Origin of the sequence: Flavipsychrobacter stenotrophus (assembly GCF_002954265.1) — a bacterium.
In the GTDB taxonomy this organism is placed as follows: domain Bacteria; phylum Bacteroidota; class Bacteroidia; order Chitinophagales; family Chitinophagaceae; genus Flavipsychrobacter; species Flavipsychrobacter stenotrophus.
Genome location: NZ_PPSL01000001.1, coordinates 205843 through 230441, shown reverse-complemented (window position 1 = coordinate 230441; position 24599 = coordinate 205843). Strand labels below are relative to the sequence as shown.

The window sequence follows — 24599 nt, the reverse complement described above, 5'->3', positions numbered from 1 at the left end:
CAGCAATTTATTTTCACAGCCCCTGTAACATTTTGCTCAAATCAACTACTAACAAGTAGTAACATGAAACACACACCACCTATGCAGAAAACAAATACTATTCACCACTCGAAAACACGCAAGTCGTTATCAATGCTTTTAGCTTTGGTGGCGCTATCCACCGGTAGCTTTGCCCAGACAATGGGTAAAGTAACCGGCACTGTAAAGGATAAAGACAACGCCGCTCTGTCAATGGCTACTATTATGCTGCTTAAAGCAACAGACAGTAGTGTGATAAAAACAGAACTATCAGACGAAAAGGGCTCTTTTGAAATGGCTGTGCCTGCCGGCAATTACCTGCTGCGCTACACCAACATCGGTTTCACCGATTCATGGACAGCACCATTTACACTTACAGATGGTTCACCATTCACCGCACCTGCAGTTACATTGCAAAGCAGCACCGTAAAACTTAAAGATGCATCTGTGGTGGCGCGCAAACCCATGATTGAGATCAAGGCCGACAAAACTGTGTTCAATGTAGAGAACAGTATCAATGCCACCGGTAGCAATGCGTTGGAACTACTGCGCAAAAGCCCCGGCATGCAGGTAGACAACAATGACAACATAAGCATGCGCGGCAAGAACGGCGTGAAGATATACATAGATGGTAAACCATCTCAGCTGGATGCGGCAAGCCTTGCTTCTTACCTGAAGAGTATAAACAGCAGCGACATTGAAGCCATAGAAATGATCAGCAACCCAAGTGCCAAATATGATGCAGCAGGTAATGCAGGTATTGTCAATATCAAGCTGAAAAAGAACAAGAAAATAGGCACTAACGGAAGTATCAACGCAGGTTTGAACCAGGGCATACGCATGAAGGAAAATGCCGCAGTAAACTTGAACTACCGCGACAAAAAGCTGAATGTTTTCGGTAACGCCAGCTACAATGGCGGTATCTATCAGAACGACCAGAATCTCTACCGTACCTCTAATAACATCATCTTCGATCCGCACACGGTGCAGCTAACCAACAATAACAACACTAACCTGAAAGCAGGTGCAGACTATTTTGTGAACAGAACGACCACCATTGGTGTAATAGCAACGACAGCAATAAGCGACGGCACATGGAGCAGTACCGGCACTACCAAAATATATGAAGAGGGGCCAAATGGCACAAAGGGCGATTACCTTAAAACACTCCGCGCCTACAACAAAATACCGGGCGCCAGTACCAACAGTAACCTTAATTTCAATTACCGCTTTGTAGACACCAACGGTAAAGAGTTCAATATTGATGCCGACTACGGTACATTCATAAGCCGCCACAGCAGCTACCAGCCAAACTATTACGACAATGCAAATGGCACTGTAGACACCTTTACCTACAAAAACATCACCCCGGTGAATATTGATATTTACTCACTAAAAGGTGATGGCGAACAGAACCTGTGGAAAGGGAAGCTAGGCTATGGCCTCAAATTCTCTTATGTAAAGACCCGCAACACGTTCGACTTCTTCAACGTTTACAACAATGTAGATGTAAAGGTGATGGACCGAAGCAATAAGTTTGAATATACAGAAAATGTGAATGCGGCCTATGTAAACTACAACCGTCAGTTTTCTGAAAAATGGAGCTTGCAGGCAGGTGTGCGTGCTGAGCAAACCAATAGCGAAGGAAAATTAACAAGAGCTGACAGCATAAAGCAGAATGATGATGATGTAAAGCGCACCTACCTCAATCTCTTTCCTAGTGGGGCACTAACCTGGACATTGAACAAGAACAACACCCTGAATTTTACCTACAGCAGGCGCATAGACAGGCCAACTTACGAAGACCTGAATCCGTTCGAATTCAAATTGGATGAACTGACCTACAACAAGGGTAATGCATTTCTCCGCCCACAATACACCGATAATTATGAGATCAGCCACACGTTCATGGGCTTCATCAATACAACCATCGGCTACAGCCATGTAAAGGATTACGCGGTACAGGTTTTGGATACAACCAAAAAAAATGCAACCTACGTGCAGCAGCAAAACCTTGCAACACAAGATATCTATACTTTCAGCATCAACTCACCACTCATGATAAAGAAGTGGTGGACGGGATATGTAAGCGTATGGGGCAACTACCAGTCGTATAGCGGAAAAATAACTGACCGTAACCTTACTATGAAGATACCGACCTACGGTGCCTATATGCAGCACAGCTTTACACTGGGCAAAGAATATACTGCCGAGATCAGTGGTTGGTTCAACGGCCCCGGCATATGGGGTGCAACGGGTAAGACCAATGCACAGGGCAGCCTGGATATTGGCCTGCAGAAGAAATTCCTCAACAAGAAACTGATAGTTAAACTATCTGCTACCGACCTGCTGGCAACAGCATCTCCATGGCGCATCAACAGCAATTTCAGCGGGCTGATCATTAAAGGCAATGGCACCTGGGAAAGCCGCACAGTAAGACTGAACGTTACTTACCAGTTTGGTAGCAGCCAGATAAAATCTGCAAGACAAAGGCAAACAGGTTTGGAAGATGAAAAGAAGAGATTGAAAGGCTAATAATTTATTGGCTCAATGCACTAATAATAACCACCATGCGAACAATAAATTAGCTGATCACTTACACAGCTGACCAGCTAATTTATTTTAGTATCCTGTATCCTCTATCAAGCACCCTGACGCACATTCAGGGTGCTTTTTTGTGAATAAATATCATCTTGAACCACTAACTGGTCGGAGTGTATACAGGTTCCATATACAGCAAATGTTTCTTAACTTTGAGAAGCAAACAATACATGAAATGAAAACACTGAACATTTCTATATCGGACATTGAATACAATAAATTTGGCATTAAGAACAGTAATCTAGCTTTCTCTGATTTTGTGGATATCATTAGTAGAGAGTTGGCAATGCAAAATCTAAATAGGTCGGTAGCACTTGCGGAGAAATATGGTCTCTCTGATATGTCTATGGATGAAATTGATCAGGAAGTTAAAGCAGCAAGAAAGGATGCAGAGAATAATCATTGATACAAATGTTTTGGTATCTGCTCTTATTCAAAAGTCCTATCCCTACTTTGTTGTAAGCGATATTTTTCTTGACCGCAATATTGAATGGTGCATATCTGATGAAGTATTAAAAGAATACCATAATGTCTTAAAGCGTGATAAGTTTTCCAAGTATCCAGGATTTACAGCAAGAGCTGAAAGTATACTTGCTTCCATAGAAGAGATTGCTACGCTATTTACGCCCAAAATCAGGCTGACTATTATCAACGATCCTAACGACAACAGGTTTATTGAGTTGGCAGATGAAAGCAAAGCAGACTTTCTCATTACAGGTAATACTGCCGATTTTACCTTCCGAAATTATAAGCAACCCCAAATTGTCAGTCCAAAAGAATATTGGGAAACTTATCGAAAGTAAAGTGGTACCCGCTCAGCCCTAAGACTGCCCCACTGCGTTTCTCCTCCTCCTTGCCGCAAGTGCTACAACAACTGCTATAAGTACACCTGCACTGGTGAACAATACAAAATTGCTTCTTTTAGTACCCTTGTCGCCTGCCGGATTATGCACCGCTGTAGTATCTATGAGCGACTTGTCTTTCATTGAATCTTCCATCACTTCACTCAATGCGCCGGCCTTAGCTGCTGCCCCTACCCCGGCCGCACTACCCAACTGCCCATAACTAAGCGTTGATAAAAAGAGTACTGTCAGAATTAAAGAAAGGCGTTTCATGGTTGGTTGCTTTTATAGAATAAAGTTACTGGTTCTTGTCTGAATCATAGATTTCAAAAATGAACGAACCTTCTGGAGATTTTCAATTAGTAGTAGGCGGTTGTAAATATCCCACCTTTTGAGCAGAAGGATCGTCTGCAACCCTTAGATTTCTGCTGTACAATTTCCGTTGCTGGGGTAGCAGATGCGTCCACCAGGACAAAAGCCTCTTTTTTGCAGTTTCCTGCGTACAGATAAATACCTTATTCCCATCAACGTAGTATTGTAGTTTATTACCGATTTCGCAATAGTCCACCCCGGTGAGATCATATAAAAAATCTCTGATTTTTACATATGCTGAAGGTTCATGAAGGCCATTAATTGTCGAATCTTCTACATTTTTGAAGTCTACCAGACTATGTGCCCGGTTTCCCCACAAATTTTTGCAGAGTAATGTTTGATCAACAAAAAAAGTATCTGAATGAGAATTACTAATTGCGTTTAATATCAATGGTAAGTGATTTGCCACATCCTCATAAGCTCCTTTGTCAGGGTTCTGTATTTTAACTGACTGGTCAAATTCTTTAGGGATTTCCTGACCAACTGGTAGGTCTATTGGGAATATCGTTAGGTAGTTATTGAGTGCCCAGGTATCCCCTTTTGAGTTCCTCATTACATTCATAACAATTGGAATGTCACTATAACGTGGATCTCTGATCAGTAACTCTATAATACCCGCCTGTAAACTCGTGTCACTTAGCAATGACAGTAGGGCATTTCGTGCAGACAAATTAGTAAATTCCTCAGTTTCCCTTCCGGCAATTTCACTGTTGATACCAATCAGATGAATCGTACAAATAGCTCCCCATTTAGCATGTCGATTCTTAGTGGTGTTAATAAAATTTAGTAATGGTTTAATTGCAACATTTCTTTTTGCGGCGATAGAATACATAAGATCTGTATATCCTATCCAATAAAATTTATTGGTTTGTACCCACTTCCAGTCACCTTCAAAGCGTTTTATAAGGGTGTTTACCGGCGTAGTATTATCTAAAACGACAGGCCAGCTATTTTGTTCGGTGATATGCATTTGGGCAGACATTTCCGCCGAAAAAAATACTGCCAGCAGAAGAAAGTAAATTTTCATAGAGTTTAGTTCGATTGGTACTCTAAGCTAACATAAAATTCTCTTATGACCATTATCCTTGCTGGTTATCGATCACATTCATGCAGAAAATATACCTCACTTCAAGTAAACTCCATAACGGAATGAGTCACCGATCATTAGCACCACTTATCCACATTTTTGTGAATATCTTTATTTGGCAGGTGCATTTCTATCTGCTAATTTGCACTACAATTACATAAAAATAGAATCATGTCTATCCTTCAATCAGGCGAATCATGGTTCAGACAATCCACATGTAAACAAATTCAGGGACTAAGCAACTGAAAAAAAGTGGAAGAGAGTAGAAAAAAGTGGAAGTTTTTGGAAATTTGTTAAAACACCACGAAACCCTTACCTACAAACAAATACAGCCCAAAAACCTTAAATAAAACTTCCGCAAACAATAAAAAAATGCCACTTTTAAAATTCACCAAATATCAACACAGACTCACTGAATCTGTGAAATCTGAGCAATCCTTTTAAAATCTGTGATTCAGACAGCTAAATCTGTGGTTCAGACAACAGTCCCCCCGCTCTTTTTTTATTATCTTGCACCTTAATTATGGAGTTCAAACGTCATTTAGTTACCGCAGCCCTTCCTTATGCCAACGGACCAGTACATATTGGCCATCTGGCAGGCTGTTATTTACCCGCCGATATATATGTGCGCTATCAGCGTGCGCAGAAAAGAGATGTAAAATTCATTTGTGGCAGCGATGAGCACGGTGTGCCTATCACCATTCGTGCCATGCGCGAGGGTGTTACCCCACAAGACGTAGTAGACAAATACAATACGATCATAAAGGACAGCTTCGATGGTATGGGTATCAGCTTCGATATCTATAGCCGCACCAGCAATCCTACTCATAAAGAAACATCGCAGGCATTCTTTAAGAAGCTTTACGACGATGGTGCATTTGAAGAGCGCGAAAGCGAGCAGTACTACGATGCCGAGAAGGATGTGTTCCTTGCCGACAGATACATTGTAGGTACATGCCCTGTATGTTCCAACCCTAATGCCTACGGCGACCAGTGCGAAAAGTGTGGCTCTACCCTCTCTCCCGAGCAGCTCATCAACCCACGCAGCGCACTGAGTAATAGTCCACTGGTAAAGAAGCCAACAACACACTGGTACTTCCCGCTCAATAAGTATGAAGACTTTTTGAAGGAATGGATAGTTGTAGGCAAGAAGGACGAATGGAAATCTAACGTTTACGGACAGTGCAAAAGCTGGCTCGATAGTGGCCTGCAACCACGCGCTATGACCCGCGACAGTAGCTGGGGCGTACCCGTTCCGCTGCCCGGCGCTAATGGCAAGGTGCTGTATGTATGGTTTGATGCACCTATAGGTTACATCAGCGCAACCAAAGAATTGACCAATCAGTGGGCCGACTACTGGTGTCAGGAAGATACCAAGCTGGTACACTTTATCGGCAAGGACAATATCGTTTTCCATTGCATCATATTCCCTGCTATGCTTAAGGCGCACGGTGGATTTGTGTTACCGGAAAATGTACCTGCCAATGAGTTCCTGAATATAGAAGGAGAAAAAGTGTCTACATCGCGCAACTGGGCGGTGTGGGTAGACGAATATCTGAAAGACTTCCCCGATCAGCAGGATGCATTGCGTTACGTACTCTGCGCCAATGCTCCGGAAAGTAAGGACAATGACTTTACCTGGAAAGATTTTCAGGATAGGGTGAACAACGAGCTCTCTGCTGTATTGGGCAACTTTGAGAACCGTGCATTTGTACTAATGCATAAGCTGTGTAAGGGCCGCGTGCCTGCACTGCATGCCGATGCAATGAATGAAATGGACAACGCCCTTATAGCTGATATAAAGGATGCGAAGACCAAAGTAGAAAATGCAATAGAAGGATACAAGTTCCGCGAAGGACTGGCAGAAGTAATAGACCTTGCCCGTAAAGGCAATAAATACCTGCAGGATAATGCCCCTTGGACACTGGCTAAGACGCCTGAGCTTCAGGAGCAGAACCAGAAGCGCATAGATATATGTATGCACCTGTGTTTGCAGCTTACAGCTAATCTGGCCATTTTGCTCAACCCGTTCCTACCATATACCGCCACCAAAATGTGTAAAAAAATGAAGGTGGTGCCGCGTATGCTCGATTGGGAGAATGCAGGACGCATAGATCTGCTGAAGGTTAACTATCCCCTCCTTGCGCCGGAACTATTGTTCCGCAAAATAGAGGATGAAGAAGTAACCGCACAGGTAGAAAAATTAAGAGAGAATTTAAAGAAAGCAACCCAACAGATAGTGGAAAATAAACCAACAACAGTAAGCGAGGCAGAAACGCCATTGGCAGTAGCAAAAGAGATCATCACCTTCGATGATTTCGCTAAAATAGACCTGCGTGTAGGTACTATCATTAAAGCAGAAAAGGTAGAAAAAGCTGATAAGCTGCTGAAGCTGGAAGTGGATATGGGTACTGAAGTAAGAACCATTGTATCGGGTATAGCATTGCACTTCGCTCCTGAGGAGATCATAGGCAAGCAGGTAAGCGTAGTAGCCAACCTGGCGCCACGTAAGATGAGAGGCATAGAAAGCAATGGTATGATACTGATGGCGCAGAATGCTGATGGCAAACTGATATTTGTATCTCCCCTGCAAACTGCCGATAACGGAAGTGAAGTAAAATAGTGATGCAATAATTGTAATTTGTAACTTTAGTTCGTAATCATTTCGGGCAACCAATTACGACTACTTCCTTTTAACTTTTTTGACATAATCAAATACAATGGACAGCGCACCTGGAACAGAACAGAAAAAAAAGAAAAGTAAAAAATACTGGTGGTTGGCAGGATTGGGGGTAGTAGCTATTATCATTATTGTTGCGGTAACCAACAAGGGAGATAAGGACGTTACAAAGGTGCAGATAGACAAGGTGGCCCGTCATACTATTACCGAGATCGTTACCGCCACGGGTAAGATATACCCCGAAACAGAAGTGAAAATTGCTCCTGAAGTGAGTGGTGAGATCACCGTGCTCAACATACAGGAAGGCGACAGTGTGCACAAAGGCGATGTGTTGGTAAAGATCAATCCTGCCATTTACTCATCATTGGTCAACCAGGCACAGGCTTCTGTAGAGCAGACACGTGCTTCGGCCAACAATACCAAGCAGATGATGGCACAGGCTGAATCTCAGTACGACCTTGCCAAAAGCACTTACGACAGAAACAAGAAATTGTTCCAGGATAAAGTGATCTCGTCACTCGAATTTGAACAAAGTCAGGCTTCGTTCAAATCTGCGCAAGCCACCTGGGATGCCGCTAAAGCAAGCACATCGGGCGGACAGTACGGCATTGTAGGTGCACAGGCAAGCCTTAACCAGGCACATGAAAATCTGTTGAAAACTACTATCATTGCCCCTACATCGGGCATCATATCACAGCTCAATGTTAAGCGTGGTGAGCGCGTGGTAGGTACTGCACAGTATGCCGGTACCGAGATGCTGACCATAGCAGATATGAGCCGACTTGAAGTGCGTGTAGATGTAAGCGAAACAGACATTACCAAGGTAAAAATTGGCGACACCACAATGGTAGAAACAGATGCTTACCGCAACCGTAAGTTCACCGGTGTAGTATCTAAGATAGCCGTTAGCGCCAAAACAACGGTTACTTCTACCAGCGACCAGGTAACTAATTATACCGTACACATTCTTATCTTACCATCAAGTTATGCCGATCTTACAGCTACCCTGCCTAAGGGCAAGTTCCCGTTCAAGCCTGGTATGTCATCATCAGTAGAGATACAGACCAACAGGCAGACCAACATCCTTTCCGTACCCGTTAATGCCGTTACTACCCGCGAATGGTCTGACAGTGTAATAAAGAAGAACGCGGAGAACAAGATAGTGGATAAAGTAAGACAGGTAGTATTTGTCTACGACAGCAAAACCCAGCAGGTAAGCCTGCGCGATGTAAAGACAGGACTACAGGACAATACTTATCTTGAAATAACCGGCGGCCTTAAAGAAAACGAAGAAGTAGTTATAGCTCCATATGGCGCTATTGCTCGTCTGCTATCGGATAAGAGCAAAGTAAAACCTGTAGGTAAAGATGAGTTGTTCGACGCCAAGGCAAAAGAATAAACTCCCGCAAATCTAGAGTTCTCCTTGAAAATCACATCTGGCTAACTATGCCAATTGTAGATAAAACACTATTTTTAAGTTACTATAACACAACATATCTTGAGCAGTAAACTGGGACAAATAGGTATAATAGGTAATGGTAGCTGGGGCACAGCACTGGCAAAGATACTCACAGATAATGGCCATGCCATTCACTGGTGGGTACGCAATGAAGAGGCTATCAAAGGTCTCACCAATCGCCACCACAATCCCCATTACCTTACATCGGTTCGCTTTATGCCCGAGACCATTATGCCTTCTGCCGACCTCGGTTATGTGCTGGATAAGTGTGATACTGTATTGGTAGCTGTACCCTCTGCTTATGCCCAGGGTGTTATAGAGCAGGCCGATAAAAGCGTATGGCAGCAGAAGAATATCATCTCCGCTATCAAGGGCATATTGCCCGATAGCAACCTGTTACTCAACGACTTCCTAACCAGCAAATTCGGTACGCCAATTGATAAATATATTTCCATCACAGGGCCATGCCATGCCGAGGAAGTAGCTGATGAAAGGCTCTCTTACCTTACATTCTCAGGGCTCAATGATGAGTTGACACAGGCTGTGGCAAGTGCGTTCAACAACACCTATCTTAATACTACACACAACCACGACATATGGGGCGCACAGTATGCCGCAGTGTTAAAGAACATATATGCCATAGGCGCAGGTATTGCCCGTGCATTAGATTATGGCGACAACTTCCTGAGTGTATACATCACTAATTGCTACCGCGAGATGTACCGATTCCTGGAGAGCCATTTCGAGAAGGTGCACCCTTCTAATGAGCGCCCCGATTTCCACACAAGTGCCTACCTGGGCGACTTACTGGTAACTTGTTATTCATTGCATAGCCGCAATCGTACCTTTGGTACTATGATAGGCAAGGGCTATTCGGTTAAGGCGGCAACGCTGGAAATGAACATGGTAGCGGAGGGTTACTACGCGGCACGCGGCATGCAATCTATCTCAAAAGAATTCTCCATACCATTGCCAATAGCAACATTTGTATACAAAATGCTCTGGGAAAACCTAAACCCTTCTGACGGGTTCCTGAAGCTGGAAAAAATGATGTCATAACTTTATAAAAGCCCCCTTTTAGGGTCACTTTACGCAGTCGTTTTTATTTTAAATTTGCCTATACATTTTGAATATGAATCACGACCTTGATATACGCGTAGCCATTATAGAAGATGACGAAACCATCCGCGAGGGGTATGCCTTCCTTATAGGCAATACCACCGGGTACAAAATCGTCGGCACTTACCCTTCGTTTGAAGAAGCAGCAAAAAAGATCGTCAGTGACGACCCTGATGTGGTTTTGCTCGATGTAGAATTGCCGGGCATTTCAGGTATAGACGCGTTACCCAAACTAAAGAAATTACTGCCCGAAACCCATATACTTATCCTCACTGTCTATGAGCAGGAAATGCTCATCTTCCGTTCGCTTGGCAATGGCGCAAGTGGCTATCTCACCAAGAATACACAACCGGAAAAGATAGTTGCCGCAATAAAGGAAGTAACCGAAGGTGGTGGACCAATGAGTGCCAATATAGCCCGTATGGTCATCTCCTCTTTCAAGCGCAATGAATCTACACCACTCACCCGCCGCGAAACCGAAATACTGGAACAGATAGCTACCGGCAAAAGCCGCAAACGCATAGCCGATGAGCTGTTCATAGACCTGGAAACCGTCAAATCGCACATCAAGAATATCTACTACAAACTGGACGTACACTCAAAAGCTGATGCCATAAAAGCAGCTAAGGACAATAAATTTATCTAACCTTCCCGCTCCGAAACTATACTCACCTACAATTAATATCTAAAATCTAACACATCATCTTTCACTATGTGGACCGCCGAAAAAGTAGAAGCTGAGATAAAGCGCTTAGGCGCAGAACTGATCTGGGTAACATCAGAGGTCAGTCACCTGCATAAGCTCCTTTTGCAAGACGAAAAAATGATCTACATCATTTCCGGCGACTTGAAAAAGATACATAATGAAGTGATGGACCATTCCGGAGTAGTGGTACTTACCGACTCACGAATAATATTCTTTCGCAGGAACATACTTGGTGAAATGACCACCGAAACCACACCCTTGCATACCATATCATCGGTCTCCACAAAATCCGGGCTGTTGTTCGCATCCCTGCATATTTATACCGCCAATAACGAGTCAGTGGTTGAAGACACACTAAAGAAGCAACTGATAAAAATGGCCGGTTTTATACAGGCACAACTTAAAGTTATGCCTGAGCAACCGTTGGGAGAACCCGGCAAGCAAGCTCCAGTAGCGGCAAGAGACTATTCACTTCTGGAAAAGCTGTTTGAATTAAAGACAAAAGGTGTCCTTACAGAGGAAGAATTTCAGGCTGAGAAAGCCAGGTTTCTTGCATAAATACTTGTCAAGATCTCTCGCCTATGAAACAAATACGTAGAATATGGATTATCATACCCACCTCGACACTGCTGTTAATGATTATCTTTTTTATGGCGGGCGGCCGCTTGGATGGCTACAGTAAGCAAGAAGCCAAGCTAATGCAACAGTTAACGGCAGGAATGGATTCTAATCAAGTTATATCCATACTTGGCTCACCAGATAGCAGAAGTTACCACGATGATTCGACATTTCTATTTGAATATTTCATAAGCAATAAAATGTGGTCCACCCTACCCTTTGTGAAATTTGACAGTGCGGGTAAAGTAACATCGGCATGCTACCATATCAAAGAATAAATAAAACTATAAAAAAAGCGCAGGATACGATCCTACGCTTTACACATTCAAATGATCCTTTCTAAACCAACTCATTTCTTTCAAAATCAAATTGAGGGTTGTTCCTATCCTTATAAGCTCTGAATAAAATTGGGTCTCCGTATGGCCCTTGATACTGCGCTTTGCAAAATCCAAGAATAGGGACAAATATAAAACTTAGCAAAAACAACCCGACAGTAAAACCTTCGTCTTTACCAAAACTCTTCGACAGCATGTTGTAGCCCCAGATCAGGAATACGACATTGACATATGGAATACAAAATAGAAATATCCACCACCATGGCTTGCCTATGATCTTCAGAAATATAAGTCCGTTGTAGATGGGCACAATACACTCCCAGCCTTCATAACCGGCCTTTTTAAAGACCTTCCACATACCAATTACGTGAATGATAAAGATTGGGAAGAAAATTGCAAATAATACTAACATAGCGGCAATGCCTATTCCTAATTCAGTCATGGTTGTAGATTTTAATGTGAAGTAAATAAATATAATTGATACTACATAGCAACTCTTCTCCTTTATTTATAAGACCGTACAGCCTGAGAGCCAAAGATGTTATTGCTATGAAATTAAATAGGGCGGGTTACCGAGGAGCTATGCCAATACATCATTTTCAAAGTCAAACTTGTCAGCGGCATTGTATTCGCGGAATAGCTCTTGGTTCCCGTATGGCCCGAGATACTTTGCGCTACCAAAGCCAAGTATAGGAATAAAGATCAACGGAAGAATCACGATACCTGCAGTAAATGCTTCTTCCTTCCCAAAACTCTTAGAAAGCATATTGCACGCCCAGATACCGAATACCCAAACTAAAATAGTAAGCAGGAATGAAGACCCGTAATAAATGGCATCTGTTTTACTTACTGCTATCCCATAAGCACTTGCCAACAGGTTACTCAGGATACACAGCGCCCACCAACGTGGCTTCCCTACTATCTTTAAAAAGACTATCAGATTATAAAACGGCACAAGACACAGCCAGCCCGAGTAGCCCGCCTTTTTAAAGATCTTCCACATGCCAATTACCATAGGAGTGATAATTGCGAACATTAGGAGCATCAAAATAATAGAAATGTACGGCGACTGCTGATCCATAGTAAAAGTTTGTTCGGCTAAGTAAATACATTAGCAATTCATATACAAGTGAAATTGAAAATATTAGCTACCCGACTTCATCTTATACACCTGTACCGTCCATGAATTGCCTTCCAGGTTAATGACCTTATTACTTTCCTGAATGTCGAGGATAGAGTTAAGCATTTCCCATAGACCAGTCTGCTCTTTGCCATATTTGTCTACAAGGCTTACTATAAATACACCACCCGGTTTAAGATTTGGAAACAATTTAGTAACTGCCTCTTTGGGATTAGATAAATAGTTTAGGCTTTCATTATAAATGATCACGTCAAAAGTACCTTCAATGGTCAGCTTGTTAAGGTCACCGACCAGGTAAGTAGAGTTTGGTCTCGCTTGTTTTTTTACATTCTCTATTGCCACGTCGCTAAAGTCGATGCCAGTATAATGACTGTAATCTGTCGTACTGAATTTATCTTGTAGAATACCCTCTCCACAACCCAGATCCAGGATATGACCATTTGTACAGAAATATCGCGAAAAGCCAACAATAAGGCTGTAACGGCCCAATTCAGCAAGTGTAGCCAGACCATCCCACTTATGATTGGTGTATTGCAGGTTAAACCTGTATTTCTGCGATGTCTTCCTCTTTACAAACGACTTTATCTTATCCAGCATAGTATTGTCCTGACCCTTCAAATATAAAACCTTCTCCCGAGTTAATGATAAACATGCTTACCTACGCACATAAAAAATCCCGGACTGGCCGGGATCTTTAATTCTGAATATGTTCAGGAAACTATTGTACAAACTTTTGAATGTCTGCTCTTGCCTCTTCAGCACGCATATACTTGCCAATGATCTTGCCATCAGGGCCAAGAAGGAAACACTGTGGTATAAAGCCCAGACCGTAAAGCGGTGTAGCTGCTGAGTTCCACTGTTGCAGATCGCTCATGTGGTTAGGCCAGATCAATCCGTCTTTCTTAATAGCGGCAACCCAGTTGTCCTTGCTCTTGTCCAAAGAAACACTTACTACAGTAAATCCGTTCTTTGCACCTTTGAATTTCTTTGCAGAATACTCATTGTACATCTTTACCAGTCCCGGATTTGCTGCACGGCAAGGGCCGCACCATGATGCCCAGAAATCTAGCAATACATAAGTACCCTTGTTGATCTCAGACAGTTTCAGTGTCTTGCCATCCGGGTTTGGAAATGCAAGATCAGGTGCCTTCTGACCTATAGTAATTGTTGTATTCTCATTAGACTGCGCATTAGCAGTAAAGAACAGCCCCATTATCAGTGCGACAAGCGCCAGTGTTTTTCTCATTTTGTGTTTTTTGAAAGATTTTGCTTTGTAAATATAAACAGTACAATGCACTTAATACAAATCCCGTTCCAATTTTAATTGTTCCTTGCTTTTTTGCTGAAATGGCCATTTTTTATCAGCCCTTCACAAATGTCTTTGGCTATAGATGGTCCCTGGTATATGAACCCTGTATACACCTGTACCAACGATGCGCCTGCTTCCAGTTTTTCAATAGCATCCTCGGCAGTAAATATGCCACCCACTGCTATTATTGGTATCTGCCCATTACTGCGCTCACTGATATACCTTACCACTTCTGTAGATCTTTGTTTTAAAGGCAATCCACTCAAACCACCCGCACCAAAACCTTCTACCACACTTGTTGCCGTGTGTAGACCTTCACGGTTAATGGTGGTATTAGTGGCTACTATGCCATGTAATTTAGTTGTCCGAACAATGTCAATAATATCATCTAGCTGTTCATTAGTAAGATCCGGAGCTATTTTTAAAAGAATAGGCTTCCCTTCTCCCAACTCATAGTTCATTTTCTGCAGCTTCATCAGCAGGTTGGTAAGTGGCTGCTTTTCCTGCAGAGCTCTCAAACCCGGTGTATTGGGGCTACTTACATTCACTACAAAATAATCAACCGCCTTGTATAGAAACTCAAAACACTGTTCGTAATCATCATCTGCCCGCTCATTGGGCGTCTCTTTATTCTTACCAATGTTACCGCCAATGACCACATTTTCTTTCCTTCTTTTTATGCGCGGTCCGGCACTATTAGCGCCTTTGTTATTGAAGCCCATTCTATTGATGAGCGCCCCATCGGCCGGTAAACGAAACATTCTGGGTTTAGCATTACCACCTTGTCCGCGAGGCGTAACAGTACCTACTTCTATAAAACCAAAACCCAGGCATGCCAGAGGATCGATGTATTCGGCATTTTTATCAAAACCTGCCGCAAGGCCTACAGGATTGGGAAATGTAATGCCCCATAGCGTTTGAGACAACGATGGTTCGTCAACTGCGTAACGCTTTATCATCCATCTGCGCATCATTGGCATATTGTATGCCATCTTCAGCCTACCCATTACCCATGTGTGAACAGTTTCGGGATCGACCTTAAAAAGTATGCTTCGAATTAATTTATACATAACCGCTGCAAAGGTACATCAGACATTCCTGTATTTTAACAAAAATAACTGCCATTAAAATCAGTTAAAATGTAATTTAGCACTCGATGCATATAAAGTCTTCCATCACTTTAATTACACTGCTGGCAATTGCGTGCCTGCAGGCATGCGCCCAGACCATAAAAGGAGAGGTGGCAGACAGAAACAGTAAACAACCCGTAAGCGGTGTAACCATACAGAATGTTTACACATCACTACAGGTCAATACCAACGATGACGGAGGTTTTATTATTGCGGCATCTAAAGATCAGCTACTGGAATTTAAAAAACAGGGCTACCAAACGGTGCGGGTAAGAATACCTAATGGTATAATACCACCCTACTTTAAGATATTGATGGAGCATGGCATTACCAAGATGGATGATGTATTAGCTTCAAACGAAAATAGGTACAACTATCATGATGACAGTCTGAGATTCCATGAACTGTACAAACATGAACTTGATTTCCAGAAACTATCAGCCGTGGGTAGTATAGCACATCCATTCTCCGCAATGAGCTCAAAGAACCGGGAAATATGGAGATTCCAGGAAACATTTGCCGAGGCAGAAAAGGAAAAATATGTAGATAAGACATTTAACCCTGCGCTGATAACCAAGTTTACCGGGTTAACCGGCGACAGCTTGAAATATTATATGGTAAGATACCGCCCATCATACGAAGAGCTGAGAAAGATGAATGACTACTCCTTCTTTACCTACATAAAAAAGACCGCAGTCATTTACAGAGGGCGGTCTAGAGGCAGAAGTGCGCAGTAGCAGTAAATACTAAAATGAGGATAAGTATAAACTTATCCCCATTTTACAAAATATAGATGTCCAATTTTTTAAGCGTGTGTGAAAACGTAGAATTGGCTTGACATAGCGTCAAAAAACTCTTCTGCAGTCCGGTAGTAAGAAGGCTCATTAGAAATGCCGTACAAATTATTTTCTACATCGAAGAAGGCAACCGCCTTAGCAGGGTTGGTGAAGATATGCTCCTCGTTAACTACTTTATAATCGTCAACGAGAATTTTTATTCCATCTAATTCAAAGCGATAGCCACCTTTTTCTTCTTTGGTGATCCTGAAATGATACATTTTAGAGAGGTTAGTTGACCTACCCTCTACAAAAAGAATGACAAAGTACGCAGCAAGACAGCAAATAGGATTAATTGAATAAATTTAAATTCAAAAATGATTGAATTTCAATACCACACAAATAAATATAATTTTAAACGATATTTATTTTATTTAACTATAAAGAACTTTATTAACTACCTGTATAATTATGAGATACTCGTGGTTGTAGAAAAAATTCCCCAATTAGTGAAGCCCTAGCTGGATTTTTCGTCCTTACTCCTTATCAGTTTATAGATCTTGATAGCACTCATTAGTACGATCACAAAGAGCATGAGCCCTCCTAATCCCCAAACCAGGCTCATACCATTTTTCACCACAGCCAGCATTACAATGGCTATCAAGAATATAGTGGCCACCTCATTCCAGATACGTAGCTGCGTGGAAGAATACTTATATACACCTGCTGCTAGTTTTTTATATATGCTATGGAGGGATAGATGATAAGCATATAAACCAACAACAAAACAGAGCTTTATAGCCAACCAACCATCGGGGTGATGAAAACCGCTGAACAAGTACCACATCCACGGGCCGAAAATAAGCGTAAACACTGCCGATGGCCATGTAATACCAAACCACAATCTGCGGATCATGATTGCAAACTGGTTGGTAAGAATTGTTTTTTCCGGCTCCGGCTTTTCATTCGCTTCGGTCTGGTAAATAAATAACCTCACGATATAGAACATACCGCTGAACCAGGTAACAATAAAGATAATGTGCAGTGCCTTTATATAGAAGTATAGCATGTGTGTGGTATTTAAGCGGTCACAGGCTCATCAACATTAAGAAACCACTTTTTGATCGTTTCGATCCACGATTGCTGGGTGTTCATGCAAGGAATAAAGTCATAAGTTTCCCCACCCGCTTCCATGAAATTTTCCTTCTCCCGTATAGCTACTTCCTCCAACGTCTCCAGACAGTCGCTCACAAAAGAAGGACAAACAACCATCAGGTCTTTGATGCCTTCTTTAGGCATCTGCTCCATGCGCGCTGTGGTGGCCGGTGTCAGCCATGCCGACCTTCCCAACTTAGATTGGAAAGAAACACTGTAACTACCCGCAGGTAAGCCCAGTTGCTCTGCTACCAGCCTTGTAGTAGTATAGCATTGATGGCGATAACACACGGCATGTGCAGCTGATGGTTTGTTGCAACAATCTTCTACCTTAAGACAGTGATTGCCGGTAATGTCGCTCTTCTTTATGTGCCGCTCAGGGATGCTGTGATAGCTGAACAGCAGGTGTTTACCATCATTCTTGATATGAGGCTTGATGCTTTCTACGAGGGCACTAATGTAATCGGGATTATTATAGAAAGGTGCTATAGCTGCGATCTTAAACGGATATTTGCCCTCTTTATGTACATCTTCAGCATGCACAACGGCAGTTTCATAGCTACTCATTGCATAATGCGGATAAAGTGGTAGCAATACCACTTCTTCCAGGTCTGGATACTTTTGAGCAAGACTATCGTAGGCAAACTTCATTGTAGGATTGCCATAACGCATAGCTACCTCTACCGGTTCTTTGATGATCTTCTGCAATTCGCGCTGCACCTGGTAAGTGATCTGCACTAGCGGAGAGCCTTCCTTTGTCCAGATAGTACTATAAGCTTCGGCAGATTTTGAAGACCTGAAAGGAGTGATGATACCCTTTACCAGAATAGTACGTATCAGGTATGGGGAATCTATAACACGACCGTCCATCAGGAACTCATCGAGATACCGCTTTACATCTTTAGTACTTGTGGAATCGGGTGAGCCCAGATTCATTAGTATTATACCCCTTTTTATCTTTTCGGACATGGTTTAATTACTGTTTAACGAGTATTGCAAAACGATATCTGCAATTATGCTGCAAAGAAACGCAAATATTGAACGGATGGAAAAATGAATGTTAGTAATGACGAGATAATGACAGAAAAAGGAAAATGAGAAAACTTAAAAGTAAAAACACCGACCCTGTAATCTATTCATCCTAAATACATTATCTCTACCAGAATCAGTTTTCTACTTCTTCTTTTGCCTGGCTGTGTATCACCTGTCGGTGGGCCTTACCCCATACCCGAAGTTCATTGATGACCCTGTCTAAAGACTTACCATATTCGGTCATAGAATACTCTACTACAACAGGCACCGAATTATAGACCGTTCGCTTCACCAACTTATTCATTTCCAGGTCGCGCAACTCCTTTGAGAGCATACGGTCGGTAATATTAGGTATCTCATTAGCCATCTGGCTGAACCGCTTATTTCCGAATGACAATGAAATAATGATAGGCAGTTTCCATTTACCACTTAGAATGTCCAGCGCATCGCGCACCGGCAGTATCATTTCAAGACACTCGCTTGGTTTGCACTCTTTATGTTCTGTTTTTGCCATTGATGTCGGTATTTAACTATACTCGAGTATAGTGCTATACAAAAGTAAAGCACTTACTATTGTATAGCAAATGTACTTAGGTTTGCACTTCAAAACAAACAAAACAACATGAAAAAAGGAACATTGATCTGCGCAACGGCTTTATCTGCCCTGTTATTCTCCTTCAAAACAACTGATGCTACTACCTGGAGTGTAGACAAGTCTCATGCGAAACTGGGTTTTACTATTACCCACCTTATGGTAAGTGATGTGGAAGGATCATTCAAATCATTTGATGCAACCATTACCTCTACCAAAGAAGATTTTTCTGATGCAGTAGTGAATATGAGTGCGGACATGAACTCTGTAAATACAGAAAATGAAAAGCGTGATGAACACCTTAGAGGTGCAGATTTCTTTGACGTAGCCAAATACCCAACTATGACGTACAAGAGTACATCATTTAAAAAAGCAGTTAATGGCAAGTATACAGTAAAAGGTATGCTGACCCTACATGGCGTTACTAAACCGGTAGAACTGACAGCAGTAAGCAGAATGGGTACTAACCCTATGAGTAAGAAAACTGTAGCAGGATTCAAGATCACAGGTAAGATCAAGCGTACTGACTTCGGTATATCTGCCGGCACTCCTTCATCAATGCTGAGCGACGAAGTAGAAATAGTAGCAAATACTGAGTTTGCAAAGGGCTAAAATGGGTAATAGCGAAAGATAACAAATTCGATCAAAGCTGCTCCCCAGGCGGCTTTGATTCGTTTAAACCTCACCGAACTGAAAACAGATTATATTTACAGTATAAAAAAAGCATATGCAAGTTGAGATATGGAGTGATGTGATGTGCCCGTTTTGCTATATAGGCAAGCGGAAAATGGAAGCGGCACTGGAGCAGTTTCCTCATAAAGATAAAGTGGAGATCACCTGGAAGAGCTTTCAGCTGAACCCTGACATGAAGACCGAAGCAGGCAAAAATATCAATCAGTACCTTGCTGAAGCAAAGGGCTGGACGCTACAGAAGGCAAAAGAAATGAACGACTATGTGACGGAAATGGCAAAAGAATCGGGACTTACCTACCACCTCGACAAGGCGGTTGTGGCCAATTCATTTGATGCGCACAGGTTGTCGCACCTTGCAAAGAAGCGTGGTGTGCAAGATGCTGTTGAAGAACGGATTTTTGCCGCATACTTCACTGAAGGAAAGAATACTGCCGACCATGCCATCCTTACCGAAATAGGCGTGGAAATGGGGCTAGACAAAGCAGAAGTTACCACTATGCTTGCCGGAAACGATTATGCCGAGGATGTGGAACAGGATATCTATGAAGCACAGCTGGTAGGGGTAAGAGGTGTTCCGTTCTTTGTACTAGGTAGAAAATATGCAGTATCCGGAGCCCAGCCAAGTGAGGCTTTTCTACAGGCACTGACGACTACATGGAATGAACTGGAACAGGAAAATAAGCAAATGACGTCGATCGATGGTGCGGTTTGCACACCTGATGGATGTGAGTAATATTTTCGATATTGGGATAAATTACTAGCTCTTGTTCAGAGCCTTCATAGTACGATCTGACATTAAAAGAAGCCCTCTAGATGAGGGCTTCTTACATTTAATCCTATGAAATGTGTCGCCAAAGTGTCGGATTTGATTGAACAATTACCACCATACGAGGAAAAGAAACGGTGGTCATCCCCAAAAATGATCTTTGTCAGGGTTTAAAATGACGCATACATGACACGTAAAATAGCCTAAAGCCGACGGAGAAAGTACCTTTGCGACGGAGATTCTGAATGAATTAAATGCTAACCGGAGACACACACAATATTCAAGGCTTTTGGGTTGTAGGAATAAACTACAAGAAAACTGATGCGAGCGTACGTGGGTCTTTTGCTATTAACAACGACCAATACGCCACCCTGCTTGAAAAAGCACCCGAATACGGATTAAAAGAATTATTTATACTATCTACGTGCAACCGTACTGAAATATATGGCATTGCCAATAATTCGGACCAGCTCGCAGAATTACTGTTGAGCGTCTGCGAAGGCGACAGGAAAACATTTAATGAAATTGCCTATCTGAAAAATGGCACACCGGCCATTGAACACCTGTTTCAGGTAGCGGCAGGACTGGACTCACAGATACTAGGCGACTACGAAATACTTGGGCAAATAAAAATTGCTGTTAAACAAGCTAAAGCAAAAGGTTTTGTAGGTGCATTTATGGAGCGACTGGTGAATTGTGTTTTACAATCGTCTAAGGCGGTGAAGACAAATACATCGCTTAGTGGCGGTACTGTTTCTGTATCTTTTGCGGCTATACAGTATATCAAGCAGCACGTACTAGAGATAAAGAAAAAGAAAATAGTATTATTGGGTACCGGCAAGATAGGCAGAAGCACCTGCCTTAATCTCATACATTACCTGGGCACACATAACATTACCCTCATCAATAGGACCTTTGATACTGCCGCCAACCTGGCAGCTGATCTTAAATTGGAATCAGCACCAATAGAAAATCTCAATGCTGAACTTAGCGATGCTGAGATAATCATTGTTTCTACAAATGCCAGCGAACCAATCATACTTAAGGAGCATCTTGCCAACACAGGTAAGAAGTTGGTAATAGACCTTTCAGTGCCTTGCAATGTGGAAAACGGATCTGAATTGCTGGACGGCATTACCGTTGTGAATGTAGACGTGCTTTCTAAGATAAAAGACGAGACACTCGAAAACAGAAGAGCAGAAGTACCTAAGGCGCTGGCCATTATACAGGAGCACATTACGGAGTTTAAAGAATGGCATCAGATGCGAAAGAATGTGCCTGTACTGAAAGAGGTAAAGGATAAACTGAAAGCCATACAGATAGACGCAGCACTGCTGATGACACAGCCGGCAAAAGAAACCCTGACCAAAGAAGAGACCATTCAAAGCGTGATCAATGTAATGGCCACCAAGATGCGCCGCAACAATGCTGCAGGTTGTCACTACATAGAAGCCATCAATGATTTTATAGCCCATCATGGATAAGATAATAAAGATAGGCACCCGCGAAAGCGAGCTGGCCGTATGGCAAGCCACCAATGTAAAGAACAGGCTACAAGACAGAGGTTTTCCTACAGAACTTGTTTTCATAAAAAGCGAAGGCGATACAGACCTGCAGACACCACTCTACGAGATAGGAGTTCAAGGTATTTTTACCAAGGCACTTGACATTGCCCTGCTGAAAGGCTCAATCGACATTGCGGTACACTCCATGAAAGACGTACCTACGGCAATGGCGAAAGGCATTGTGCAGGCAGCAGTATTGCCAAGGGCTTCATACAAAGATCTGTTGGTACCAAAGACAGATACCGCATTCCTGGATGATACAAGCGTTGATCAACTAATAGCTACCAGCAGCATACGCCGCAAAGCGCAATGGCTTAACAAATACCCCGGAACAGTTCTGGAGAACCTACGTGGCAACGTAAATACGCGCCTGCGCAAGGTGAATGAGAACAACTGGCATGGGGCAATTTTTGCCGCAGCAGGTCTGGAACGTATTGGACTGCGCCCGGCAAATGCTATAGAACTTGACTGGATGCTTCCTGCACCGGCACAAGGGGCAATAGTAATAGCATGCAGGGCAGATGATACATTCGCATTGGATGCCTGCGCTCCACTCAATGACGTAAACACAGCAATGTGCACCAAAATAGAACGGGATTTTCTGCGCGCTTTGATGGGCGGATGCGCTACCCCGATCAGCGCGCTGGCACAGGTGATCAACAACGAAATTGTATTTGAGGGCAACATACTCAGTACCGACGGGGTAAGAAAAGTAAGTGTGAGCAAAAAGGCGGCGGTTGAAGCGTACGAAACATTGGGTACTGACGCTGCTGAAGAACTATTGGCTAATGGAGGCAAAGCAATACTACACGAAATAAGAAATGAGCAATAAGATATCTATACTGAGCACGATGCCATTGGAGCAACCATTGCTGAATAAGGCGCTGGACAATAATATTGTGCTGGACACAAAGGCATTCATACAGGTCATAGATGTATCAGACGAGACGGAAGTGTGGGAAAAAATAACAGGCGCTTATGCACAGCAGGCTATTGTAGTATTTACTAGTGCTAGTGCAGTTTTTGCCGTATGTGAACACCCGTCGTTTGTACGACCCAACTGGAATATATTTTGCATAGAGAAAGCCACTAAGAAGGCCGTATTACAGTACTTCGACGAGTCATATATTGTAGGCTCTGCTAAAGATTCTGATGAACTGGCACAAAAAATAAGAGAGACTGCTGATGTAAACGAAGTGATCTTCTTTTGCGGAGACAAACGAATGGATACCCTGCCATCTATACTACTCAAATCGGGTATTATTACCAACGAAATTGTAGTTTACAAGACAGTAGAGCAACCTACATTTATAGAAAAAGAGCATAATGGAATTCTGTTTTATAGCCCCAGCGGTGTAAGCAGCTACTTCAGCATGAATACTGCCAACCCCGGTACTGTGCTATTTGCAATTGGCAATACTACAGCGGCGGCAATAAAACTAGAAACAGAAAATGAAATAGTAGTATGCCCTACCCCATCTAAAGAAGCACTGCTGGATGTGGCGATCAACTACTTTTACAACAAACAAAAATAAACAACACACATACAAGTGAATTTACAAAACGATCTGTTACTAAGAGCATTAAGAGGAGAAGAAGTGAGCCGCCCACCCGTGTGGATGATGAGACAAGCCGGCCGCTACTTGCCTGACTATATAAAACTGCGTAATAAATACGACTTCTTTACCCGCGTTGAAACACCCGAATTGGCCTGTGAGATCACCTTGCAGCCGGTAGACCAGGTGGGAGTTGACGCTGCCATTATATTTTCAGACATATTGGTGATACCTCAAGCAATGGGTATGACCGTTTTAATGGAAGAAGGTAAGGGGCCATCATTACCAGATGTGATCAAAAACAAAGCAGATATTGATGCCCTTATCACCGACGAAGTAGAAGAAAGATTGGGTTATGTAATGGGGGCTTTATCGCTTACTAAAAAGGAATTGAATGGTCGCGTACCATTGATAGGCTTTGCAGGCGCACCATGGACCATACTTTGCTACATGGTAGAGGGCAAGGGCAGCAAGACATGGGATAAAGCAAAGCAGTTTTGCCTTACTCAGCCCGAACTGGCTCATGCCTTACTACAAAAGATAACAGACGTAACTATAAGATACCTGATAGCGCAGACAAAGGCCGGAGCAGATACTGTACAAGTATTTGACAGCTGGGCCGGTTGCCTTAGTCCTGCAGATTTCAACCTATATGCATTACCTTATCTGTTACAGATATCTGATGCAGTAAGCAAGTATGCACCAGTGATCCTCTTCCCTAAGGGTAGCTGGTATGCACTGCCCGACCTGGCTAAAAGCAGCGCGGCAGGTATAGGTATAGACTGGACAGTGAGCCCGGAAATGGCCAGAAAGATGACCAACAACGGCATAACACTTCAAGGTAACTTCGATCCATCTCACCTGCTGGCACCAATACCACAGATAAAGAAGGAAGTAAAAGCAATGATAGATGCATTCGGCACCAAAAACTATATTGCTAATTTGGGTCATGGTATTATGCCTCACATACCGGTGGATCATGCAAGAGCATTTGTAGATGCGGTGAAGGAGTACGGGAGTTAGTTGTAAGTTATAAGGGGAAGCGAT

Annotated in this window: 27 protein-coding genes; 16 read left to right on the top strand and 11 right to left on the bottom strand. The window is 42.7% G+C overall.

Annotated features, from left to right (window positions below):
- Window positions 1-63: 63 nt before the first annotated feature.
- From CJD36_RS01155 to CJD36_RS01145, 3 genes are all read left to right on the top strand, one after another.
- Window positions 64-2553, top strand: coding sequence for a TonB-dependent receptor (locus CJD36_RS01155; RefSeq protein WP_105037272.1), 2490 nt, complete (start codon window positions 64-66; stop codon window positions 2551-2553).
- A 241-nt stretch (window positions 2554-2794) separates the two neighbouring features.
- Entirely contained in the window at window positions 2795-3025 is a 231-nt protein-coding gene (locus CJD36_RS01150; RefSeq protein WP_105038023.1) for a hypothetical protein, read from the top strand.
- On the top strand, window positions 3006-3422 hold the full coding sequence (locus CJD36_RS01145; RefSeq protein WP_161499164.1) for a putative toxin-antitoxin system toxin component, PIN family: 417 nt from the start codon (window positions 3006-3008) through the stop codon (window positions 3420-3422). Before CJD36_RS01150 ends, CJD36_RS01145 begins: the two co-directional genes overlap by 20 nt.
- An 18-nt stretch (window positions 3423-3440) precedes the next feature.
- On the opposite strand, the gene CJD36_RS01140 is transcribed toward CJD36_RS01145, so the two are convergent.
- Together CJD36_RS01140 and CJD36_RS01135 are read right to left on the bottom strand one after the other, a co-directional pair.
- On the bottom strand, window positions 3441-3734 hold the full coding sequence (locus CJD36_RS01140) for a hypothetical protein (protein ID WP_105037270.1): 294 nt from the start codon (window positions 3732-3734) through the stop codon (window positions 3441-3443).
- Window positions 3735-3816: 82 nt separating this feature from the next.
- On the bottom strand, window positions 3817-4860 hold the full coding sequence (locus CJD36_RS01135; RefSeq protein WP_105037269.1) for a hypothetical protein: 1044 nt from the start codon (window positions 4858-4860) through the stop codon (window positions 3817-3819).
- Between the two features lie 583 nt (window positions 4861-5443).
- On the opposite strand from CJD36_RS01135, the gene metG reads away from it, so the two are divergent.
- The 6 genes from metG (at window position 5444) to bamE (ending at window position 11780) form a co-directional block, all read left to right on the top strand.
- Window positions 5444-7543, top strand: a complete 2100-nt coding sequence (metG, locus tag CJD36_RS01130; RefSeq protein WP_105037268.1) for a methionine--tRNA ligase — start codon at window positions 5444-5446, stop codon at window positions 7541-7543.
- A gap of 97 nt (window positions 7544-7640) precedes the next feature.
- A complete protein-coding gene (locus tag CJD36_RS01125; protein ID WP_105037267.1) occupies window positions 7641-8999 on the top strand; it encodes an efflux RND transporter periplasmic adaptor subunit in 1359 nt (452 codons plus the stop codon).
- 99 nt (window positions 9000-9098) lie between these two features.
- Entirely contained in the window at window positions 9099-10118 is a 1020-nt protein-coding gene (locus tag CJD36_RS01120; RefSeq protein ID WP_240609269.1) for an NAD(P)H-dependent glycerol-3-phosphate dehydrogenase, read from the top strand.
- A 73-nt stretch (window positions 10119-10191) separates the two neighbouring features.
- Entirely contained in the window at window positions 10192-10824 is a 633-nt protein-coding gene (locus CJD36_RS01115) for a response regulator (RefSeq protein WP_105037266.1), read from the top strand.
- A gap of 66 nt (window positions 10825-10890) precedes the next feature.
- Window positions 10891-11442, top strand: a complete 552-nt coding sequence (locus CJD36_RS01110; RefSeq protein ID WP_105037265.1) for a PH domain-containing protein — start codon at window positions 10891-10893, stop codon at window positions 11440-11442.
- A gap of 23 nt (window positions 11443-11465) precedes the next feature.
- Window positions 11466-11780, top strand: coding sequence for an outer membrane protein assembly factor BamE domain-containing protein (gene bamE, locus CJD36_RS01105; RefSeq protein WP_105037264.1), 315 nt, complete (start codon window positions 11466-11468; stop codon window positions 11778-11780).
- 61 nt (window positions 11781-11841) lie between these two features.
- Here the strand turns inward: bamE and CJD36_RS01100 are convergent, their stop codons facing one another.
- The 5 genes from CJD36_RS01100 to CJD36_RS01080 all read right to left on the bottom strand — a co-directional run bounded on the left by CJD36_RS01100 (window position 11842) and on the right by CJD36_RS01080 (window position 15357).
- On the bottom strand, window positions 11842-12279 hold the full coding sequence (locus tag CJD36_RS01100) for a DUF5684 domain-containing protein (RefSeq protein ID WP_240609268.1): 438 nt from the start codon (window positions 12277-12279) through the stop codon (window positions 11842-11844).
- A gap of 138 nt (window positions 12280-12417) precedes the next feature.
- Window positions 12418-12918 carry a DUF5684 domain-containing protein gene (locus tag CJD36_RS01095; protein ID WP_240609267.1) on the bottom strand — a complete coding sequence of 167 codons (501 nt, stop codon included), beginning with the start codon at window positions 12916-12918 and terminating at the stop codon, window positions 12418-12420.
- 63 nt (window positions 12919-12981) lie between these two features.
- The gene (locus CJD36_RS01090) at window positions 12982-13575 is read right to left on the bottom strand and encodes a class I SAM-dependent methyltransferase (RefSeq protein WP_105037263.1); all 594 of its coding nucleotides are present in this window, start codon (window positions 13573-13575) and stop codon (window positions 12982-12984) included.
- Between the two features lie 121 nt (window positions 13576-13696).
- Window positions 13697-14224: a TlpA family protein disulfide reductase gene (locus tag CJD36_RS01085; RefSeq protein WP_105037262.1), complete on the bottom strand. Its 528-nt coding sequence runs from the start codon at window positions 14222-14224 to the stop codon at window positions 13697-13699.
- Between the two features lie 74 nt (window positions 14225-14298).
- Complete coding sequence (locus CJD36_RS01080) at window positions 14299-15357, bottom strand: quinone-dependent dihydroorotate dehydrogenase (protein ID WP_105037261.1); 1059 nt, start codon at window positions 15355-15357, stop codon at window positions 14299-14301.
- A gap of 86 nt (window positions 15358-15443) precedes the next feature.
- Between CJD36_RS01080 and CJD36_RS01075 the strand changes: the two genes are divergently transcribed.
- Window positions 15444-16154, top strand: coding sequence for a carboxypeptidase-like regulatory domain-containing protein (locus CJD36_RS01075; RefSeq protein WP_105037260.1), 711 nt, complete (start codon window positions 15444-15446; stop codon window positions 16152-16154).
- A 68-nt stretch (window positions 16155-16222) separates the two neighbouring features.
- On the opposite strand, the gene CJD36_RS01070 is transcribed toward CJD36_RS01075, so the two are convergent.
- The 4 genes from CJD36_RS01070 to CJD36_RS01055 all read right to left on the bottom strand — a co-directional run bounded on the left by CJD36_RS01070 (window position 16223) and on the right by CJD36_RS01055 (window position 18894).
- Complete coding sequence (locus CJD36_RS01070) at window positions 16223-16474, bottom strand: hypothetical protein (protein ID WP_105037259.1); 252 nt, start codon at window positions 16472-16474, stop codon at window positions 16223-16225.
- 236 nt (window positions 16475-16710) lie between these two features.
- Window positions 16711-17262, bottom strand: coding sequence for a CopD family protein (locus tag CJD36_RS01065; RefSeq protein WP_105037258.1), 552 nt, complete (start codon window positions 17260-17262; stop codon window positions 16711-16713).
- Window positions 17263-17273: 11 nt separating this feature from the next.
- On the bottom strand, window positions 17274-18317 hold the full coding sequence (hemH, locus tag CJD36_RS01060; RefSeq protein ID WP_105037257.1) for a ferrochelatase: 1044 nt from the start codon (window positions 18315-18317) through the stop codon (window positions 17274-17276).
- A gap of 196 nt (window positions 18318-18513) precedes the next feature.
- On the bottom strand, window positions 18514-18894 hold the full coding sequence (locus CJD36_RS01055) for a winged helix-turn-helix transcriptional regulator (protein WP_105037256.1): 381 nt from the start codon (window positions 18892-18894) through the stop codon (window positions 18514-18516).
- 108 nt (window positions 18895-19002) lie between these two features.
- On the opposite strand from CJD36_RS01055, the gene CJD36_RS01050 reads away from it, so the two are divergent.
- The 6 genes from CJD36_RS01050 (at window position 19003) to hemE (ending at window position 24575) form a co-directional block, all read left to right on the top strand.
- Window positions 19003-19584, top strand: a complete 582-nt coding sequence (locus CJD36_RS01050; RefSeq protein ID WP_105037255.1) for a YceI family protein — start codon at window positions 19003-19005, stop codon at window positions 19582-19584.
- 115 nt (window positions 19585-19699) lie between these two features.
- Complete coding sequence (locus CJD36_RS01045; RefSeq protein ID WP_105037254.1) at window positions 19700-20398, top strand: DsbA family oxidoreductase; 699 nt, start codon at window positions 19700-19702, stop codon at window positions 20396-20398.
- A gap of 287 nt (window positions 20399-20685) precedes the next feature.
- Complete coding sequence (gene hemA / locus CJD36_RS01040) at window positions 20686-21915, top strand: glutamyl-tRNA reductase (protein WP_105037253.1); 1230 nt, start codon at window positions 20686-20688, stop codon at window positions 21913-21915.
- Entirely contained in the window at window positions 21908-22828 is a 921-nt protein-coding gene (hemC, locus tag CJD36_RS01035) for a hydroxymethylbilane synthase (protein WP_105037252.1), read from the top strand. Before hemA ends, hemC begins: the two co-directional genes overlap by 8 nt.
- Window positions 22818-23531: a uroporphyrinogen-III synthase gene (locus tag CJD36_RS01030; protein WP_105037251.1), complete on the top strand. Its 714-nt coding sequence runs from the start codon at window positions 22818-22820 to the stop codon at window positions 23529-23531. The genes hemC and CJD36_RS01030 overlap by 11 nt, the downstream gene beginning before the upstream one ends.
- Window positions 23532-23546: 15 nt before the next feature.
- Entirely contained in the window at window positions 23547-24575 is a 1029-nt protein-coding gene (hemE, locus tag CJD36_RS01025; RefSeq protein ID WP_105037250.1) for a uroporphyrinogen decarboxylase, read from the top strand.
- Window positions 24576-24599: the final 24 nt, after the last annotated feature.

Excerpts from the sequence above, each read along its gene's own strand:
- bamE (WP_105037264.1), top strand. The coding sequence starts at position 11,466 with ATGAAACAAATACGTAGAATATGGATTATCATACCCACCTCGACACTG.
- CJD36_RS01135 (WP_105037269.1), bottom strand. The coding sequence starts at position 4,860 with ATGAAAATTTACTTTCTTCTGCTGGCAGTATTTTTTTCGGCGGAAATG.
- CJD36_RS01075 (WP_105037260.1), top strand. The coding sequence starts at position 15,444 with ATGCATATAAAGTCTTCCATCACTTTAATTACACTGCTGGCAATTGCG.
- CJD36_RS01125 (WP_105037267.1), top strand. The coding sequence starts at position 7,641 with ATGGACAGCGCACCTGGAACAGAACAGAAAAAAAAGAAAAGTAAAAAA.
- CJD36_RS01055 (WP_105037256.1), bottom strand. The coding sequence starts at position 18,894 with ATGGCAAAAACAGAACATAAAGAGTGCAAACCAAGCGAGTGTCTTGAA.
- CJD36_RS01030 (WP_105037251.1), top strand. The coding sequence starts at position 22,818 with ATGAGCAATAAGATATCTATACTGAGCACGATGCCATTGGAGCAACCA.
- CJD36_RS01080 (WP_105037261.1), bottom strand. The coding sequence starts at position 15,357 with ATGTATAAATTAATTCGAAGCATACTTTTTAAGGTCGATCCCGAAACT.
- CJD36_RS01045 (WP_105037254.1), top strand. The coding sequence starts at position 19,700 with ATGCAAGTTGAGATATGGAGTGATGTGATGTGCCCGTTTTGCTATATA.
- CJD36_RS01050 (WP_105037255.1), top strand. The coding sequence starts at position 19,003 with ATGAAAAAAGGAACATTGATCTGCGCAACGGCTTTATCTGCCCTGTTA.
- CJD36_RS01115 (WP_105037266.1), top strand. The coding sequence starts at position 10,192 with ATGAATCACGACCTTGATATACGCGTAGCCATTATAGAAGATGACGAA.
- CJD36_RS01065 (WP_105037258.1), bottom strand. The coding sequence starts at position 17,262 with ATGCTATACTTCTATATAAAGGCACTGCACATTATCTTTATTGTTACC.
- hemC (WP_105037252.1), top strand. The coding sequence starts at position 21,908 with ATGGATAAGATAATAAAGATAGGCACCCGCGAAAGCGAGCTGGCCGTA.
- hemH (WP_105037257.1), bottom strand. The coding sequence starts at position 18,317 with ATGTCCGAAAAGATAAAAAGGGGTATAATACTAATGAATCTGGGCTCA.
- CJD36_RS01070 (WP_105037259.1), bottom strand. The coding sequence starts at position 16,474 with ATGTATCATTTCAGGATCACCAAAGAAGAAAAAGGTGGCTATCGCTTT.
- CJD36_RS01145 (WP_161499164.1), top strand. The coding sequence starts at position 3,006 with ATGCAGAGAATAATCATTGATACAAATGTTTTGGTATCTGCTCTTATT.
- CJD36_RS01150 (WP_105038023.1), top strand. The coding sequence starts at position 2,795 with ATGAAAACACTGAACATTTCTATATCGGACATTGAATACAATAAATTT.
- CJD36_RS01095 (WP_240609267.1), bottom strand. The coding sequence starts at position 12,918 with ATGGATCAGCAGTCGCCGTACATTTCTATTATTTTGATGCTCCTAATG.
- CJD36_RS01140 (WP_105037270.1), bottom strand. The coding sequence starts at position 3,734 with ATGAAACGCCTTTCTTTAATTCTGACAGTACTCTTTTTATCAACGCTT.
- CJD36_RS01100 (WP_240609268.1), bottom strand. The coding sequence starts at position 12,279 with ATGACTGAATTAGGAATAGGCATTGCCGCTATGTTAGTATTATTTGCA.
- CJD36_RS01155 (WP_105037272.1), top strand. The coding sequence starts at position 64 with ATGAAACACACACCACCTATGCAGAAAACAAATACTATTCACCACTCG.
- CJD36_RS01085 (WP_105037262.1), bottom strand. The coding sequence starts at position 14,224 with ATGAGAAAAACACTGGCGCTTGTCGCACTGATAATGGGGCTGTTCTTT.
- CJD36_RS01110 (WP_105037265.1), top strand. The coding sequence starts at position 10,891 with ATGTGGACCGCCGAAAAAGTAGAAGCTGAGATAAAGCGCTTAGGCGCA.
- hemA (WP_105037253.1), top strand. The coding sequence starts at position 20,686 with ATGCTAACCGGAGACACACACAATATTCAAGGCTTTTGGGTTGTAGGA.
- metG (WP_105037268.1), top strand. The coding sequence starts at position 5,444 with ATGGAGTTCAAACGTCATTTAGTTACCGCAGCCCTTCCTTATGCCAAC.
- CJD36_RS01090 (WP_105037263.1), bottom strand. The coding sequence starts at position 13,575 with ATGCTGGATAAGATAAAGTCGTTTGTAAAGAGGAAGACATCGCAGAAA.